This is a genomic window from Kaistia nematophila (assembly GCF_026343855.1).
Lineage (GTDB): Bacteria > Pseudomonadota > Alphaproteobacteria > Rhizobiales > Kaistiaceae > Kaistia > Kaistia nematophila.
The window spans coordinates 903,769-921,146 of record NZ_JAPKNK010000001.1; the positions used below are offsets into that span (position 1 = coordinate 903,769).

The 17,378-nt window shown below is 69.2% G+C and carries 13 protein-coding genes; 3 read left to right on the forward strand and 10 right to left on the reverse strand.

The annotated features are described in order from the left end of the window. Positions 1-4 precede the first annotated feature (4 nt). The 3 genes from OSH07_RS04110 to OSH07_RS04120 all read right to left on the reverse strand — a co-directional run bounded on the left by OSH07_RS04110 (position 5) and on the right by OSH07_RS04120 (position 5,191). A complete protein-coding gene (locus OSH07_RS04110; RefSeq protein ID WP_266337316.1) occupies positions 5-781 on the reverse strand; it encodes a TIGR02186 family protein in 777 nt (258 codons plus the stop codon). Continuing rightward, complete coding sequence (locus OSH07_RS04115) at positions 778-1,707, reverse strand: sulfite exporter TauE/SafE family protein (protein ID WP_266337317.1); 930 nt, start codon at positions 1,705-1,707, stop codon at positions 778-780. Before OSH07_RS04115 ends, OSH07_RS04110 begins: the two co-directional genes overlap by 4 nt. Positions 1,708-1,963: 256 nt before the next feature. Beyond that, positions 1,964-5,191, reverse strand: coding sequence for a hypothetical protein (locus OSH07_RS04120; protein ID WP_266337318.1), 3,228 nt, complete (start codon positions 5,189-5,191; stop codon positions 1,964-1,966). A 391-nt stretch (positions 5,192-5,582) separates the two neighbouring features. On the opposite strand from OSH07_RS04120, the gene OSH07_RS04125 reads away from it, so the two are divergent. Both OSH07_RS04125 and OSH07_RS04130 read left to right on the forward strand, forming a co-directional pair. Next, a complete protein-coding gene (locus OSH07_RS04125) occupies positions 5,583-6,041 on the forward strand; it encodes a MerR family transcriptional regulator (protein WP_266330781.1) in 459 nt (152 codons plus the stop codon). 213 nt (positions 6,042-6,254) lie between these two features. Then, the gene (locus tag OSH07_RS04130) at positions 6,255-6,809 is read left to right on the forward strand and encodes a hypothetical protein (RefSeq protein ID WP_266337319.1); all 555 of its coding nucleotides are present in this window, start codon (positions 6,255-6,257) and stop codon (positions 6,807-6,809) included. A gap of 27 nt (positions 6,810-6,836) precedes the next feature. Here the strand turns inward: OSH07_RS04130 and pip are convergent, their stop codons facing one another. The 3 genes from pip to OSH07_RS04145 all read right to left on the reverse strand — a co-directional run bounded on the left by pip (position 6,837) and on the right by OSH07_RS04145 (position 10,943). Further along, positions 6,837-7,811 carry a prolyl aminopeptidase gene (pip, locus tag OSH07_RS04135; RefSeq protein ID WP_266337320.1) on the reverse strand — a complete coding sequence of 325 codons (975 nt, stop codon included), beginning with the start codon at positions 7,809-7,811 and terminating at the stop codon, positions 6,837-6,839. Between the two features lies 1 nt (position 7,812). Then, complete coding sequence (locus tag OSH07_RS04140) at positions 7,813-9,621, reverse strand: SLC5/6 family protein (RefSeq protein ID WP_266337321.1); 1,809 nt, start codon at positions 9,619-9,621, stop codon at positions 7,813-7,815. Between the two features lie 98 nt (positions 9,622-9,719). Then, on the reverse strand, positions 9,720-10,943 hold the full coding sequence (locus tag OSH07_RS04145; RefSeq protein ID WP_266337322.1) for an amidohydrolase family protein: 1,224 nt from the start codon (positions 10,941-10,943) through the stop codon (positions 9,720-9,722). Between the two features lie 447 nt (positions 10,944-11,390). On the opposite strand from OSH07_RS04145, the gene OSH07_RS04150 reads away from it, so the two are divergent. Further along, on the forward strand, positions 11,391-12,869 hold the full coding sequence (locus tag OSH07_RS04150; protein WP_266337323.1) for an alpha/beta hydrolase: 1,479 nt from the start codon (positions 11,391-11,393) through the stop codon (positions 12,867-12,869). A gap of 153 nt (positions 12,870-13,022) precedes the next feature. On the opposite strand, the gene OSH07_RS04155 is transcribed toward OSH07_RS04150, so the two are convergent. From OSH07_RS04155 to OSH07_RS04170, 4 genes are all read right to left on the reverse strand, one after another. Next, the gene (locus OSH07_RS04155; RefSeq protein WP_266337324.1) at positions 13,023-13,385 is read right to left on the reverse strand and encodes a hypothetical protein; all 363 of its coding nucleotides are present in this window, start codon (positions 13,383-13,385) and stop codon (positions 13,023-13,025) included. A gap of 184 nt (positions 13,386-13,569) precedes the next feature. Then, a complete protein-coding gene (gene gltS, locus OSH07_RS04160) occupies positions 13,570-14,775 on the reverse strand; it encodes a sodium/glutamate symporter (protein WP_266337325.1) in 1,206 nt (401 codons plus the stop codon). 59 nt (positions 14,776-14,834) lie between these two features. Then, entirely contained in the window at positions 14,835-16,283 is a 1,449-nt protein-coding gene (locus tag OSH07_RS04165; RefSeq protein WP_266337326.1) for a GntP family permease, read from the reverse strand. Between the two features lie 3 nt (positions 16,284-16,286). Then, positions 16,287-17,345, reverse strand: coding sequence for a patatin-like phospholipase family protein (locus OSH07_RS04170; protein ID WP_266337327.1), 1,059 nt, complete (start codon positions 17,343-17,345; stop codon positions 16,287-16,289). Positions 17,346-17,378 lie beyond the last annotated feature (33 nt).

Genomic DNA, 17,378 nt, shown 5'->3' on the forward strand with positions numbered 1-17,378 from the left:
CGGCTCAGTCCTTGCGGAAGATGACGCCGGCGAGCCAGCCGGTGAAGACGGCGAGGATGACGCAGATCAGGCCGTAGATCAGGCCTTGGTTGTGCGCGAGGTCGAATGTGAATTGCTCGAAGCCCATCTTCGAAATGCGGATCTCCGACTGGTCGGAGGCGAGCATGGCGCCGTCGCGGAACAGGTAGACCGTCACCAGATAGCGGCCGACGGGAACGTTGGCCGGAATCTGCACCGCCGTCTGGAAGATTTCCGTGCCCGGGAATTTCACGCCATAGGCTTCGCTGCGATAGAGGCCGTCCTGCTGCTTCAGCCGGATGAAGGCCTGGCGGAATTCGTCGTCCGGCCCGGCGGTCTCGGCGTCGTCATCGGCGGACACAGGAAAGACGAGGGCCTCGGCGCCGATCTGGAAGCGCTTCTGGATCTGCGGCGTCGTTACCTCGGAGAGCGGGCGGGATGAATTGACCGCGTAGAAGGACGGGATGTTGACGAAGGTGCGCGAGGCGCTGTTCAGCCAGAGCCCGACATAGCGCGCCTTGCGCCTTGTGACGACGGTCTCCGACGGCCCCTTGACCGTGACGACGACGTCGTAGAACTCGGCGCGCGACACGGTGGCGGCGTCGCGCTCGATGGCGCCGAAGACGGTGATGCTGGTGCCGGTGAAGTTGGAGGTGATCCGCACCTCCTCGGCCGAAAGCGCGACGATCAGCTGTTCGGCGCGGGCCGGCGCCGCCGCCAGCGCGATCGCCCAGAGGGCCAGCAGGGCGGCGAGCCGTGTCACCGCGTGTCGCCCGCCAGTGTCGCCAGCGAGAACAGGTCCGCCGGCGTGTGCACGAGGTCGACGAAGAAGCGGATGCCGACGCCGAGCACCAGCAGCGCCAGCATGGCGCGTAGCTGGTCGCCGCGCACATGCGCGCCGACGCGGGCGCCGAATTGCGCGCCGATGACGCCACCGACCATCAGGATCAGCGCCAGCACGCCATCGACCGTGTGGTTGGTGGTCGATTGCAGCACGGTCGCCACCGCCATGGTGCCGGTCATCTGGATCAGCGAGGTGCCGATGACGATGTTGGTCGGCACGCGCAGCAGGTAGATCAGCGCTGGGACCAGGATGAAGCCGCCGCCGATGCCGAGCAGCGAGCCGAGGATGCCGATGCCGACGCCGATGGCGATCACCGGGATGACGCTGACATAGAGCTTGGAGCGCTTGAAGCGCATCTTGAACGGCAGGCCATGCGCCCAGTTGTGCTGGCCGGGGCGGCGCAGCGGCGCCGGACGGCCGAGGCGGGCGTTGATGATGGCGCGGATCGATTCCGTCAGCATCAGTCCGCCGACCAGGCCGAGGAAGGTCACGTAGCAGACCGCGATGACGAAATCGAGCTGGCCCCAGCGGCGCAGCAGGCTGAAGATTCCGACGCCGATGGTAGAGCCGAGCACGCCCGAGGCAACCAGCACGCCGGCGAGCTTCATGTCGATCATCCGGCGGCGATAATAGGTGATCGCGGCGGAGGAGGACGAGGCGACGACCTGCGCCGTGGTGCTGGCGACGGCGACGGCCGGCGAAATACCCGAAAAGATCAGCAACGGTGTCAGAAGGAAGCCGCCGCCCACCCCGAACAGCCCCGACAGGAAGCCGACGGCGCCGCCCATGCCGAAGATGATGAACATGTTCACCGGCAGTTCGGCTATGGGGAGATAGATCTGCACGACGACAGAACCATTGGCGAAGGGTGGAGGCGGAGGCCGAAACGGACCGATGGCCTTGCCGGAAAATCCCCCGGCAGGACCGCGCGCGGCCACGCCGATCCAATCCTCAGCGCCGCCGACCCGGCCGATAAAGCCGCTTGCACCCGCTCTGTCAACGACAGATCGGCCATGGGCGGTCCACGGCGCGGGGCCAGGGAACTGCAGCGGCTGGGTGTCGCGCGGACGGCCGCGGCTGTCGCCGCCGTCCGGGCATCCGTCAGCCGCGCGTCGCGCTGCCCGCCTTGGTGTCGCGCATCGTTGTCTGCGGGCTCGCCGGCTTCCATTCCGGCTTGATCGCCGGTTCGGAATTGGCGGTGGTGTCGAGCGGCTTCGGCTTGAAGGTCTGCACGGCGGCGCGGGCGGCGGCGAGTGCGTCGGCCGTCATCGCCTTGGCGACCTCGTCGCGGCGCTTGCCGGCGTCGCGATCGCCTTGCTGGGCGGCCAGCGCGAACCACTTGTAGGACTGCACGAGATCGACGCCGACGCCGAGGCCGCGGGCATAGAGCACGCCGAGATTGTACTGGCTGTCGGCGACGTTCCAGTTGGCGGCCTGGGTGAAATACTGCACGGCGCGGACATAGTCCGGCTCGGCCGTGGCGCCCTCGCTTAGCAGGACGGCGAGGTTGTGGGCGGCGCGGGCATTGCCCTGCTCGCTGGCCTTGGCATACCAGGCCTGGGCGGCGGAAAGGTCGCGCGGGACGCCTTCGCCGCGCTCGTAGAGGCTGCCGATCCGGTATTGCGCCAGCGCGAAGCCGGCCTTGGCCGAGCGCTCGTACCATTCGGCCGCGAGGCGCGCGTCGCGCGGCTGGCCGTTGCTGCCATCGGCGAGGCGACGGGCGACCTCGAAGGCGGCGACCGCATCGCCCTTGGCGGCGGCGGTCTCGAGCGCCGAACCTGCCATCGCGCCGTCCGGAATCGAGCTGGTGAAGCCCGATGCCGGCGGCGGATCGCTGGCCAGTGCCGCGATCTGGCCATCGGCTGCGTCGGGCGGGGTAAAGGCGAGCGCGCCGGCGCCATCGGCGGACGGGGCGATCATGGCATGCGGGGCGGGCGCCGACGGGGCGGCGGGCGCCGGGCTCGACGGGGTTACGTCACGCGCCGGCTTGGCCGGGACGGAGCCGGTCGCGACCGGATCAGTCGGCGTCGCGTTCTCCCGGGCCTGGCGCGAAGGCAGGGGCGACAGCTGCATGGCGCCGATCGCCAGCACGATGGCTGCGATCGCCAGCACGATCGGCCGGCGGCGCGAGCGCAGGGCGTCGCCGATACGGGAGAGCGTGCTCGGCCGGGCATCGCCTCCTCCGGCGACGGCCTCGGCCGATTCCGTCTGCGCGGCCTGGGCGGCGCGGCGGGCGGCGGCGATGAAATCGGCCTTGCGGTCGCCGGGCCGGCCTTGCTGCGGCGCCGTCGTCGCCTGGGTGCGGGCGAGGCCGGCGTCTGGCTCGACGAAGGGCGGCAGTACCGGCTGGCCGGAACCGGGCGCCAGCGGGCGGTCCGCCTCGGGCAGGCCGAAGGGCAGCGACGAGACGGTCTCGTGAAGCTCGCGCCGGGAAACGGACGGAGCCTCGGCGGCGCCGCCGAACTCGAGCTGCGCGATGCGGTTCACGACCTTGGCGAGCGTGTTGTGGACTGCTTCCAGCGTTTCGTGCGTCTGCCGGTCGGAGCGGGCCGCCGCCTCCTGCAGCTGGCGCATGTCCTCGCGCAGGCCACGGATCAGCGCCTCGTCGTTGCGGGCGGGCAGGCTGTTGGCCAGCTCGCGGACGACGGAGCGGGCGGCGTCGCGCGCCGCCTCGATCGTGTCCTGGCGGCCGTGGCCGATCAGGTCCTGCAGACGGTCGAGATTGTCCTCGACGCGGCCGATCGCATCGATGCCGGGCAGGGCGGAGAACTGTTCGGCGAGCGCACCGACCTGGGCCTCGAGCTGCGCCAGCGCCTGATGATCGTCGCGGCGGGCGCTCGCGTCGAGCCGACGGACGAGGGCCTGCATCTGCTCCTCGATGGCGTCGAGCCGGCTCGGCCGGGCGAAGTCCTCGCGAAGCTGGGTGATCTCGGTGCGCAGCCCGTCCAGCGCGTCAGGCGCCCGCAGGGTCGGCAGCTCGGCCAGGGCGTCGAAACGGCCGGCGAGCGCATCAATGCGGTCTTCCAGCCGTGACAGGGCGGTGGGGTCGAGGCCGGCCGGGCGCGGGTCGATCTCGTCGATGGTCGAGCGGATGCCGGCGATCTGCTTTTCCAGCCGGATCAGCGCCAGCGGATCGGCGCCGCGCGACAGGCCGTCGAGGTCGCGGCGGAGCGAGTCGATCTCGCGTTCGATGCCGGAAAGGTCGACCGGCGGCGCCGGTCGGGCGGCCAGCGTGTCGATCGCGGCGTGCAGGCTGGAGATCTGCCGCTCGACGGCGGCGCTGACCGCGTCGGAGCGGGAGATCGACAGCGAGGCGACGGCGTTGCGGATGTCTTCCAGTTCGGTTTCGACCTCGCGCGACGGCGCACTGGTCTCGATCGACGCAGCGAGCTGGGCGATCTCGTGCGCCAGGCGGTCGAAGCGGTCGGTTTCCGGCTCGCGGCGGACGATGTCGTCCAGCCGCTCGATGATGTGGCCATAGCCGGATTCGATGCTGGCGAGCGTCGTCTCGCGGGCAGCCAGGTCGAGCGACTGGCGGATCTCGGCCAGGTCCTGGCGCAAAAGGGCGATCGCGTCGGGCGCGGGGGCCGGGTCGGCGGCCTTGCGGCTCGTCAGCGCTTCCATGCGCGCGGCCAGTTCGGTCTTCAGCGTCTGGCTTGCCTCGTCGTTGCGGCGAGCCTCGGCGCTGACGCGCCGGCCGAGCAGGGCGATGTCGTCGCGAAGCGCCGCGATGGCGTCCTCGATCGCGATGGCGTCGAAATGATTGGCCGGGGCGCTCGCCTCATGGTCGATCGCCTTCTGCCGGCTGGAAATCTCGGCGATCGCGGCCTGCAGGCTGGTGAGCTTCTGCTGCGGGCGGGCGGGCTCTTCCGCCGGGGCGCGGACGGCCTGCGGCGGCTCGACGGCGGGTGCTGGCTGCGCGGCGGCGGGGGCCGCCTTGACCGCGGCGAGCTGCGAGGCGATGGCGGCGAGCCGCGTCTCGATACCGCTCAAGCGCTCGGACTGGCGGTCGTCCAGTTGGCGGCCGAGCGCGTCGAAGCGGCCTTCGAGCGAGTGGCGCGGATCCGGATCGCCATGGGTCGCGGCTGGAGCGGACGCCGGGGCGGGCGACGCGGGCTGCGGCGGCTCGCGCCGGACCGGCGCGCGCATCGCGGCGCCTTCCATCACTTCGATCTGCTGCGAGAGGCTGTCGACCAGGGCCGAAAGCGCGGCGAGGCGTTCGGCGCCATCCGGCTCGGCGCGGCGCGGAAATTCGACCGCGGGACGCGACGGTGCGTCGGAGCCCGGCCGGCTCGCCCCATAGCCCGACCTGCTGCTGCCCGTCTTCATGACTTCCGCCCCCTGGATGCCCCGACCATCGGCATCGTCCCCGTTCCAGCCGCGTCGCGGCGCCGTTGCAAACCGGCTGCCGCGCCGCGTGATTCCACTCCGGCGTGTTCCTAGAGCTTCGATGCATCATGGTAAACAACGGGTTAACCGGCAGGACAATCCGCAACGCTTCGGTAACGAGACTTAACCAATCCCCTCCGGATTGCGCGGTTTCGCCGCTTGGAATCCGATTTTTGAAGCCCCACTTAACAGTTATGAGGAAAGAGATTTCCGTTAGGTGACGATAAAGCGCTTTACCTGACGCAGCGACACCATCATGACTGAGGAACGCATTTCGGCGGGCCGACGCCGGTCCGCCGCTTTCGCGCCGAACAAGAACAAGGATGACAAGATGAGCATGGCCCAACTGGCGGGGATTTCCCGCGACGATATCGATGGTGCCGGCGCCTCTGATGGCAACAAGCAGACCACTTTCACCATTGGCGATCTGTCGCGTGAATTCGACGTCACGCTGCGCACGTTGCGCTTCTACGAGGACAAGGCCCTTCTGAACCCCCGCCGGGAAGGCCTCAACCGCATCTATTCGCGCCGCGACCGTTCGCGTCTCAAGCTGGTCCTGATGGGCAAGAAGGTCGGCTTCTCGCTGACCGAGATCAAGGAGATGCTTGATCTCTACGATCTGAAGGACGGCCAGGTGCTGCAGATGCGGCTGGCGCTCCGCAAGTTCAACGAGCAGATCGACGTGCTGGAACGCCAGAAGGTCGATATCGAGCAGGCGCTCGACGAGCTGCGCCGCACGGTCGACGTCGTCGCCGGCCTGCTCCGCCAGAAGGAAGCCGGCGCCGCCTGAGGCGCCGAACGAGGTTGGCTGGCTGCGCCGCTCCGGCGGCGCGCCATCGAGGTCGGTGCCCGGAAATCTCCTCCCCCGCGGGCGCCGGCCTTGTTTTCTGGAAGGCGGGCGGCGCGGCGCCGCTGGTCGGACGACCCTCCGGGTTCGCGCCCCCTTCCTCCCGTGCTATGCTTGCCTCTTGGGGCTCACGGGATAAAACCAGGGAGGAAGCCGATGCGGATCATCTCTACCCCGGGGCGCGCCGGCGAAGGCCCGCGCCCGGTCTGGTGTGCCGCCCTGATCCTGGGCTTGCTGGCGTCGATGTCGGCTGCCTCCGCCTCGGCGCAGACAGCCGAGGCCGCTCCCAACGCGCAGACACAGGCCGCTTCGTCCGCCGCCGATGAAGCCGGCGTCGGGCGCTACACCATGGTGCCGGCCGAGGGCGGTTTCGTCCGGCTCGATACGCAGACCGGGACTGTTTCGCATTGCCGGCGCGGCGACGCGGCCGCCGGCTCGGTCTGGACCTGTGCCGCAATTCCCGAAAACGTGCTTTCCACGCCCGATCCGGCCGTGGCGCTGGCCGGCAAGGTCGATGCGCTCGAGCGAGAGGTGGCGACGTTGCGCGGTCGCCTCGATGCGGTCGAGGGCGGGCCGAAGGCGAAGGGAACCGCGCAGTCCTCCGGCGACCCGGAGCTCGACCGCGCGCTGAATTTCAGCGAGGAGCTGATGAGCCGCTTCTTCGGCATGGTGCGCGAGATGAAGCGCGAGACGGACGGCGACAGGACCTGACGCCGCCATCCACGCATGGCCGTGGCGCTAGCGGGACTTGAAGCGTTCCGTCGCCGCGATCAGTTCGTGGACGTTGCCCGGCTCCGACATGGCGTGGCCGGCATCCGGCACGATGTGCAGGTCGGCGCCCGGCCATGCCTTCGACAGGTCCCACGCGATCGCCGCCGGCGTGCAGAGGTCGTAGCGGCCATGCACGATGACGCCGGGAATGTCGGCGATGCGATGGGCGTCGGCGAGAAGCTGGTCGTCGCGGTCGAAGAAGCCCTTGTTGACGAAATAATGGGCCTCGATCCGGGCGAAGGCGAGCGCGTAGTAGGGCGAGCCGAAGGCAGAGACGCGCAGCGGGTCCGGCAGCAGCGACAGCGCATTCCCCTCCCACATCGCCCAGGTCCGCGCGAAGCGGGTCTGCGAGGCCTCGTCGCCGGTGGTCAGGCGGCGATGATAGGCCGCGATCATGTCGTGGCGCTCGTCCTCGGGGATCGGCGCCTGGTAGGTCTCGAAAGCCTCCGGCAGCAGCCAGGAAGCGCCTTCCTGATAGAACCAGGCGAGTTCGCGCTGGCGCAGCGTGAAGATGCCGCGCAGCACCAGTTCGCTGACGCGCTCGGGATGTGTCTCGGCATAGGCGAGGGCCAGGCAGGAGCCCCAGGAGCCGCCAAGCAACTGCCATTTCTCGATGCCGAGATGGGTGCGGATACGCTCCATGTCGGCGACCAGGTCCCAGGTCGTGTTCTCGCGCAACTCGGCATGCGGCGTCGAGCGACCGCAGCCGCGCTGGTCGAACAGGATGATCCGGTAGGCGGCGGGATCGTGGTAGCGGCGCATGTTGGGGCCGCAGCCCGCGCCGGGGCCGCCATGCACCATCAGCACCGGCTTGCCGTTCGGATTGCCGCATTCCTCGACATGGATCTCGTGCAGCTCCGAAACCTTGAGCCGATAGACGGCATAGGGCTCGACGGGCGGAAAGAGCTGCAGGCGCACCTGGGCGGAGGAATCGGGCGGCATGTCAAACTCCGGGGAGGTGGCGGATCGTTCGGGTGTCGCCCGGCGCCGGGTTCTCCAGCTCCGGGAACGGCCCGAACATCGGAATGTCGGCGGCCGGCGGTGGCGCTTCCGGCGCGCTTTCGGCCTCGGCTATCACCGGCTCGGCGGCGGCTTCGGCCGTCGCGACGGGCGGTGGGGTCGCGATGCGCTGCCGCCAGTCCGCGAATTTCCGCTTCAGCCGGCGCGCCAGATAGCGCAGCCGCAGCCACACCAGCGGCCAGTGGATGCCCGGCAGCAGCGACACGGCGAGGAGCGTCGCCAGCCCGCAGACGAGCCCGATCAGGCCGGAAAGCCCGACCGGCAGGCCGAACCACCCCGTCGGCCCGAGCACGGTCGGCGTCACCGTGCCCATGCCGAGATAGGCGCTCGAAAACGCCGGCGCGAAACGGGCGAGCAGCACGTCGGCGACGGTCAGCCACAGGCCGACCGCGATGGCCGCGACCGCGGCGGTCCGCGTCGTGGCGGCGAGGCGCCAGCCCACCAGCAGGAGGGGGCCGAGGCTGGCGGCGGCGATCGACAGCGACACGCCGGCCAGCATGGCGACGCTGCCGAGCGACAGGCGATTGATGCCGAGGATCGCGCCGATGACCAGGATCATGCCGAGGCGGGTGATGAAGATGCGGCGCCCTGCCGGCGCCCGCCTTTCGAGGAGGCCGCCATAGAGATCCTGCCCGATCGTCGTCGCCGTCGTCGCCAGCGCCATGGCGATGGTGATCAGCGCGGCCGAGAGCAGACCGCCGATCAGCATCACGGCCGGCATGGCGGAAAGGCCGACCCGGTTCGGGAAATTGACGACGAGCCCCAGCGGATCGCCGGCGGCATCGATGCCGGCGAGCCGACCATAGACCGCGTAGCTCGGCGCGGCGAGCAGGATGGCCGCCGCGAAGCCGACGCCGAGCAGCAGGTGCCGCCGCGTCGGCAGCCCCTTTGCCGCGGTCCAGGCGGGAAACAGCAGCGACGGCATCACCGCGACGCCGACCGCCAGCGAGATCGCGAAGGCGACGATGACGAAGTTCGGGATGCGCGACGCCGCCGTCAGCGTCCCGGGCTCGACCAGGCCGATCCACGGCATGGGCAGCCAGGTTTCGCCCAGCGAGACGGCGGCGACGGGAACGAGGTAGGAAAGCGCCACGATCGGGCCGAGCACGGCGGCGAGCGCGATCGCCGCGCGCAGCCCGCCGGCGATGCAGCCAAGCGCCACCAGAGCGAGGATGACGTCTTCGGCCAGCCGGGGCGACAGTCCCAGCATGCGCGACGCGATGGTGCCGACCAGCGTCGTCTCGGCGGCAAGCAGCGGCAGCAGCGTCAGCATGACGGCGAAAGCGGCGAGCGCCCGCGTCGTCGCGCCGAACCGCGCGCCGCAGGCCTCGGCGAGCGTCGTGGCGCGCGTGCTGCGCAGCGCCGGCGCGACCAGCAGGCTCGCAAGCGCCAGGCCGACCACGAAGGCGGCGATCAGCAGGATGCCGCGTCCGCCGCCGAGTGCCGTGCCGACCGGGCTCGCGACCAGCACCACGGTCGACAAAGCGGTCCCGCCCAGCGCCCAGCCGACGCCTGAAGACTGGATGTTGCCGCCGCGGAGAATGTCGTCGAAATCGAGCGAGCGCATGAGGACGGCCACCACGGCGGCGATCGCCAGCGGCACGATCGGGAACAGTGCGGGCAGCACCGGCCAGGCGCCGAACCGGTCGAGCGCATCGACCAGCCCGAGGCTCGCCAGCACGACCAGCATCGCGATCGTCGCCATCGTTCCGAGGCGTATTTCTCCGGCCACGCGAGCCACTCCGTCCTGTCCGTCGGCGGATCGGACAGGAGCCCGGCCTGCTTGTCAATGCGCGGCCGGCCCTCGCGGGCGGCCGCGGCCTCCGTCCGTCAGGGCCGGAGCAGGCGGGGTGCGGCGCGCTCGAACGTCTTGATGCCGCGCTTGAAGCCCATCAGGGGCTGCGCGATCTCGGCGACCGAAAGCGCCGGATCGGTCGCGTCCATGACCACCAGATCGGCCGACTTGCCGATGTCGATGCCATAGTCGGCGCAGCGCATCAGCCGCGCCGCGCCCGCCGTCACCATGTCGAGACAGCAGATCATCTCGGCCTTGCGGCCCAGCTGCGCGACATTCGCATAGAGATTGGCGATGCGGTTCAGCGAGCCGTCCCCGAACGGCGTGAACGGGTTCAGCACATTGTTGGTGGCGAGCGAGCAGGTAACGCCGAGTTCCGCAAGCCGGTGCGCCGGCGCGACGCCGCGCGGGACGTTGTGATCGTGCCTGCGCCCCATCAGGAACAGGTCGGTCGCCGGCAGCACGGTGACCGCAATGCCGGCCGCCGCCAGCCGGTTGCCGATCGTCGTCAGCGCCTCGGGCGGAATGGCGGAAAGCTTGGTGACATGGCCGACGGCGACGCGGCCGGCCCAGCCGTTCCTTTCGGTCGCGGCAATCACCGCGTCGAGATGCATCCAGCTCGGATCGAGGTCGAAATCGAGGTGGAAGTCGATATCGAGATCGAAGCGCCGGGCGATGGCGAAGATGCGGTCGACATGGGCCTGCGGGTCGCTGTCGGTATAGGGGCAGCCGCCGATCAGGTCGGCGCCCATCTCGCAGGCTTCGACCAGCAGTTCCTCCGTGCCGGGGGCGTTCAGCAGGCCTTCCTGCGGGAAGACGCAGAGCTCCAGATCGACCGCCCAGGCATAGTCGCGTTGCAGGCGCTTCAGCGCCGCGAAGGAGCGCAGCCCGATGCGGGGATCGATCTCGACATGGCTGCGGATGCGCATCGTGCCCTGCAGGATCGCCTTCACCAGCGTCGCCTCGGCCCGGGCATAGACGTCCTCCTCGCTGAAGTCGCGCTTCAGCCGCGCTACCTCGGCGATGGCGTCGGCAAGCGCTCCCTCGGCGGTGCAGCGGTCGAGGATGCAGGACTTGTCGAGATGCAAATGGCTGTCGACGAAACCGGGCAGCACCAGCCGGCCGCCTGCCGTCTCGTCCAGTCGGGCGGAGCCGAGATCCCGTCCGATCGCGGCAATCAGGCCGTCGATCACGCCGATATCGAGCGGGCCGGAGCCTCGATCGGGGAGGGTGGCATCGCGGAGGACGAGGTCGAACACAGGACGCTTCCGGCTTGGAGGTGGGCAGCCGGACATGACGGATTTCACGACGCAGCCTGCCATCCAGCAAGCAAGTCTCGCGCCATGGCGCCCGCCGCCTGCGGTTCGCCGATTGTGGCGGGGCACTGCCTCGGCGTGGCGCTGCATGTCGGGCATTGCAGCGGAATAGTTGATGCGATGTTGGGCAGGTAGCGCCGATTCGTCCGGCGCGAGGGGCTGGACATGCAGATCTTCGCGAGCGACCCGGCCCTGATGTTCCTGGCGCTGGTGGCGCTCTATAGCCGCGACGCGGTCGACTACTGACGTCGCGCTGCGGTCTCACTGGCGCTGCGATCCGTGGTTGCGTCCGCCTCGATTGTCGCCCATTGAAGGGGAAACCGTCCCCATGGCCGCGCCGCCATGGGGGGCGGGATCTGATGGCTGCCTTCCTCGGAGACATCCCGCTTCATGACCCGCCGGCTCCTGCGCTACCTGAAGCGCGCCACGATCATCGTCGCCGTGATCGCGCTGACGCTGCTCACCGCCCGGGTGGTCGACGTGCTGCGCGGCCCGCCGCTGCAGCTCTGGCACAAGCACGCCACGCACGAGCTGTCGGTCAAGCAGCTCGATAGCGCCAGCTGGGAGGATTATCTCAAGGCGGAGACGGTTGTTTTCGACGACGTTCGCGTCAATGTGACCGACAAGCTGAAGCCGGCGCAGCAGCAGCCCTCCAATCGCTATTTCGCCGGCAGCCCGCTCTACACGCCGAATTTCCAGACCGACTGGAACCGCTCCTTCGTCCTGATGCCGGATGGTCCGCCGGTCGGCGCGGTGGTGCTGCTGCACGGCTTGACCGATTCCCCCTACAGCCTTCGCCACATCGCGAAACTCTACCGGGATCACGGCTTCGTCGCGGTCGGCCTGCGCGTGCCGGGCCACGGCACGATTCCGGCCGGGCTGACCAACGTCCATTGGGAGCAATGGCTGGCGGCGACGAGGCTGGCGGTGCGCGAGGCGCGGCGACTGGCGGGCGGCACGGCGCCGCTGCATGTCGTCGGCTATTCGAATGGCGGCGCGCTGGCGCTGATGTATGCGCTCGACGCGGTCGAGGACAGCACGCTGGCCCGCCCGGACCAGCTGGTGCTGTTCTCGCCGATGGTCGGCGTCACGCGCTTTGCCCGCTTCGCCGGCCTCGCCGGTCTGCCGGCGATCTTCCCGGCCTTCGCCAAGACGGCCTGGCTCGGCATCGTGCCGGAATTCAATCCGTTCAAGTACAACTCGTTTCCGGTCAACGCCGCCCGCCAGTCCTACGAGCTGACCGCCGCCCTGCAGGACCGGATCACCCGGCTCGCCCGCGATGGCAGGCTCGGTACGCTAGCGCCGGTGCTGACCTTCCAGTCGATCGTCGATTTCACCGTCAGCGCCCCCGCCATCGTTTCGGCGCTCTACGGCAACCTGCCCGACAATGGCAGCGAGTTGGTGCTGTTCGACATCAACCGCAACGCCGATCTCGGGCCGCTCTTGAGCAGCGCCGCCGAAACGGCGGTCGAGCGCATCCTGCCGCCCGGGCCGCGGCGCTATCGGACGACCGTGATCACGAACCAAGCACCGGGCAGCGACGCGGTCGAGGCGCGCATCGTGGAGGCGGACCAGACGCAGCCAAAGGCGGAACCGATCGGCCTCGTTTATCCGCCCGACATCTATTCGCTGTCGCATGTGGCGCTGCCGTTCCCCGTCAACGACGGTCTCTACGGCACCCATCCCGATCCCGCCGACGACTTTGGCATTCATCTCGGCGACATCGCCTCGCGCGGCGAGCGCGGCACGCTGATCGTCGGGCTCGACACGCTGATGCGGATGTCGTCGAACCCCTTCTTCCCGTACGTGGGAGAGCGGATCGAAAGCCTGCTTCCCTCCGCGCCGACGGCCCAGGCGCCATCGCCCTAGCGGCGTCGGACCGGGGCCCGCGGCTCCGGAGCCCAGGTCTCGCGAGGCGCAAGAACCAAGCTGCAGAAAGGCGTCTGCGCCGCCGAAGGTGGTGGCGCAGTGCCGTGATCGGGCCAATCCGCTCAGGCGCGGACTGCCCGGCTTTTCATGCGGTCAGCGATACCAGCCGCCGGCGCGGAATTCCCAGCCATTGCCGCGCAGCACCCAGGTCGGCTGGCGGAAGTGCCAGCCGGGACGGTTGCGCTCCCAGCGGCCGGGGACCCAGACATAGTTCCGGTGGCGATGGCTCCAGGTCCAGTAGCCCGGGACCCAGATATAGCCGCGGCGCGGAGGTGGCCGGCGCTCCTGGCGGGCGCGCGGCGGCGGCCGGTTCGGCCGGCCATGGTTGTTGGGAGGCCGGCTGTTGTTGTTCGGGCGGCCCTGTGCCTCGGCGTCGGCCGGGGCGACGACGGCGGCGAGCGGGGCGAGGACGCCGGCGGCCAGCAGGCCGCCTAGAAGGGAGCGTCGGGTCAGCATTTCAAGGTCTTCCTCCTGGAGGGGCGGCTTCCTGTCTTCATGCCGGCATTCCGCGGGACAGGACCGGCCACGCATGCGCGCGACGGGCGCAATCCGCCGCGTCGACGCGCCAGCCTAGCATGGCGGGTCTGAGAGGGGACCGGCTCCCCGTCCCGGACCGATGCATCACGTCCCGAACTTCGGTTCAGCGCAGGAAGAAGCCGATGACGAAGGCGTTGGCGATGTCGATGAAGAAAGCCGAGACCAACGGCAGGATGATGAAGGCCATCGGCGCCGCGCCATGCACCTTGGTGACGGCCGTCATGTTGGCGATCGCCGTCGGCGTCGCGCCGAGGCTGATGCCGCTGAAGCCGGCCGAAATCACCGCGGCTTCGTAATTGCGTCCCATGGCCGGGAACACGACGAAGAGCATGTAGAGCACGGCGGCGATGGTCTGGACGCCGAGCACCAGCACCAGCGACGGGCCGAGATCCTCCAGCGTCCAGAGTTGCATGCTCATCAGCGACATGGCGAGAAAGATGTTCAGCGACAGGTCGGAGATCAGCGCCAGCGAGCGCGTCCGCGTCGGCCAGACCTTCAGCGGCAGGATGCGCGGGACGGTATTGGTCAGTACGATCGCCACCAGCAGACAGGCTACGAAAAGCGGCAGCTTGATGCCGAGTTCGGTGAAGATCTCGTCGACGGTGAAGCCGATCAGCACCGCCACGTTGAGCACGAGGATGGTGCGCAGCAGGCTGATATGGCTGATGTCGTCGGTGACGGCCGGCTCCGTGGTCTTCGGCAGGCCGACCATCGGCTTGCTGCCGCTAGGGCCGCTCAGATTGTAGCGGGCGATCAGCAGCTTCGCCACAGGGCCGCCGACGAGGCTGGCGACAACGAGGCCGAGCGTCGCCGCGGCGATGCCGACCTCGAGCGCGTTCTGCAGGCCGAACTGCTTGGCGATCAACGGCGCCCAGGCGATGGTCGTGCCATGGCCGCCGATCAGCGAGGCGGAGCCGAGCAGCACGGTGATCCCGTCCGGTAGGCCGAGCAGGGCGACGCTGCCGGCCGCGATCAGGTTCTGGATGACGAGGAAGACCATCGTCAGCACCAGCAGGATCACCAGCGGCTTGCCGCCGGCGAGCAGATCGTCGAGCCGGGCGTTCAGGCCGATGCCGGTGAAGAAATAGAGCAGCAGCATGTCGCGCGCGGCGAGTTCGAAGGTGATCGACGTGTCGAACACCGTGTAGGCGACGAGCGTGGCGAGCGCCGCCAGCATGCCGCCAGTCACCGCCTCCGGGATGTTCCAGCGCCGCAGCGGCGAGATCCAGCGATTGAGACCGGTGCCGACGAAGAAGACGACGATGGCGATTGTCAGGCTCAGGAATCCGGGAACGGTAACGGTCGTCACTTAGGCAAACACCTGTTCTGCTCGAGCCCTCTGAGCGCTCGGTCGATCTTTGGCGGTATTCAGAACGATCCGAAAGCGGAGCCGAGCAGAATCACTGCCGCTAGGGCGATTAATGCACCGACAATACCAACCATGACGATATCGAAGTAGCTCTTGCCATGCGTCGAGCCGCAGACGGCGAGCAGGGTCACGACGGCGCCGTTGTGGGGAAGACTGTCGAGCGTGCCGGCGCCGATGACGGCGACGCGGTGGAGCAGGGCGGGGTCGATGCCCTGCTCGGCGGCGAGCTTCATGTAGGTTTCGCCGAGCGCGTCGAGCGCGATCGTCAGGCCGCCCGAGGCAGAGCCGGTCAGCGCGGAAAGGATGTTGGTGGCGAAGGCGAGCGACACCAGCGGACCGCCATCGATCGACAGAACCCAGTCGCGCACCAGCGCGAAGGCCGGTACCGCCGCGACCACGGCGCCGAAGCCGACCAGGCTGGCGACGCTGAAGGCGGGCAGCACCGAGGCATTGGCGCCGGCATCGATGGTGGCGCGCAGCGTCGGCAGGCGATGGCCGCTGACCGCGAGCAGGGTCAGGATCGCAGCCGAGAGCGCCACGATCACCGACCAGACGCCGCCGACGGCGGCGATCGAGGTCGAGCCCCAGGCAGGCTCGGCCAGATAGGCCGTGTCGAGGCGCGGCAGCATGACGAAGCTCATCAGCAGATTGACGAGGATCACCACCACGAGGGGGAGGGCGGCTGCCCAGACGGCCGGGCTCTTCGGGCTCGGCTTGCCCTTGCTGATTTCGGCCGGGTCGAACTCGCGCGCGGTCGTCGCCCGTTCGCGGATCAGGTCGTCATCGACGCGGACCGGGTTCGCATCCTCGTCGCCGAAGCCTTCCCCGGCGCGGCGAGCCTTGGCCCCCGCCCGTCCGAGCCACCAGAGGCCGAAAGCGAGCATGATCGCGGAGGCGACGATGCCGAGGCCGGGCGCGGCGAACGGGGTCGTGCCGAAGAACGGCATCGGGATGGCGTTCTGGATCGCGGGCGTGCCGGGAAGCGCCGACATGGTGAAGGTCGAGGTTCCGAGCGCGATCGCCGCCGGCATCAACCGGCGCGGGATGCCGGCGGCCCGAAAGAGGGCGATCGCCATCGGCGCCAGCACGAAGAAGGCGACGAACAGGCTGACGCCGCCATAGGTGACGAGCGCGCCGGCGAGCACGACGGCGAGGATCGCCCGCCGTTCGCCGAGCTTCGCCACCATGGCATTGGCGATGGTCGTGACCGAGCCGCTATCCTCCATCAGCTTGCCGAACAGCGCGCCGAGCAGGAAGATCGGGAAGAACTGCATCACGAACTGCGACGCGCTCGCCATGAAGGTCTGCGTCCAGTGGGCGAGCAGCGGCTCGCCGGAGAAGAGCGCGGCGATCAGCGCCGCGATTGGCGCCAGCAGCAGGATGCTCCAGCCGCGAAAGGCCAGCCAGATCAGCAGGCCGAGGCCGAGAAGGATGCCGAGCAAGCCCATCTTTCAGCACTCCGCCAGCAGGACGTCGATATCGGCCGAGGAGCGTTGGCCGATGTCTCCACCATGTTCGTCGAGGAACGCGCTCGCGGCGCGGTTCCCTTCCTCGCGCAGCATCGACAGGAACGCCCATTCGGCGTTCAGCTTCGACGAGGCGCTGAGATCCACCATCATGTCGGTCATGATCCGGTGCGTCCGCATTCCCGCCCAGCGTGCGCCTTCGCCGCTGCCGGGGTCGGCGACCTGGCGCAGCAGCGCGATCATCCGAAGCTCCTTCATCAACGGCGCGTTGAAGGATATCTCGTTGAGGCGGTTCATGATTTCCGACGCCGTCCTGGGCGTTGCGGGCCGTTCGCGCGGATTGATCTGCACCAGGATCGTGTCGCAGGCGTCGCTCTCGCGCACCAGCGGCGTGATGGTCGGATTCCCAGCGAAGCCGCCGTCCCAGTAGGGCACGCCGTCGATCTCGACGGCCTGGAACATGGTCGGCAGGCAGGCGGAGGCGAGCAGCACGTCGGCGGTGATTTCGGCATTGCGGAAGATGCGGCCGCGGCCGGTATGGACATTGGTCGCCGTGATGAACAGCTTCACCGGCGACCGCGCCAGCCGTTCGAAGTCGATCCGTTCGAGCAGCAGGTCCTGCAGCGGGTTCTTGCCGGTCGGGTTGAGGTCATAGGGCGAGAAAACGCGCGACATCAGGTCGACGGCGACATAGGCGGGCGAATGGTCGAGGGTCCAGCGGCCGAGCAGAATGTCGAGAGGGCTGCGCTGGAACGGGCTGAAGCGCGCCGAGTCGGCGACGGCGCGCCAGAAGGATTCGAGTGCCGCGCGCGCGCCCTCGGCGCCGCCGGCGGCATAGCCGTCCGCCAGCACGGCGGCGTTCATGGCGCCGGCCGAAGTGCCGGAGATCGCCTCGATCGTCAGGGAGGGTTCTTCCAGCAGGCGTTCCAGCACGCCCCAGGTGAACGCGCCGTGCGATCCGCCGCCCTGGAGCGCGAGGTCGATCGGGACGGGGGGGATGCGGGAGGCGGCGGGCTTGGCACGGGTCGGCGCGGTAGAGGGCATCTCTGGGCTCACGACGAAGGGGGCAGGGTGTGT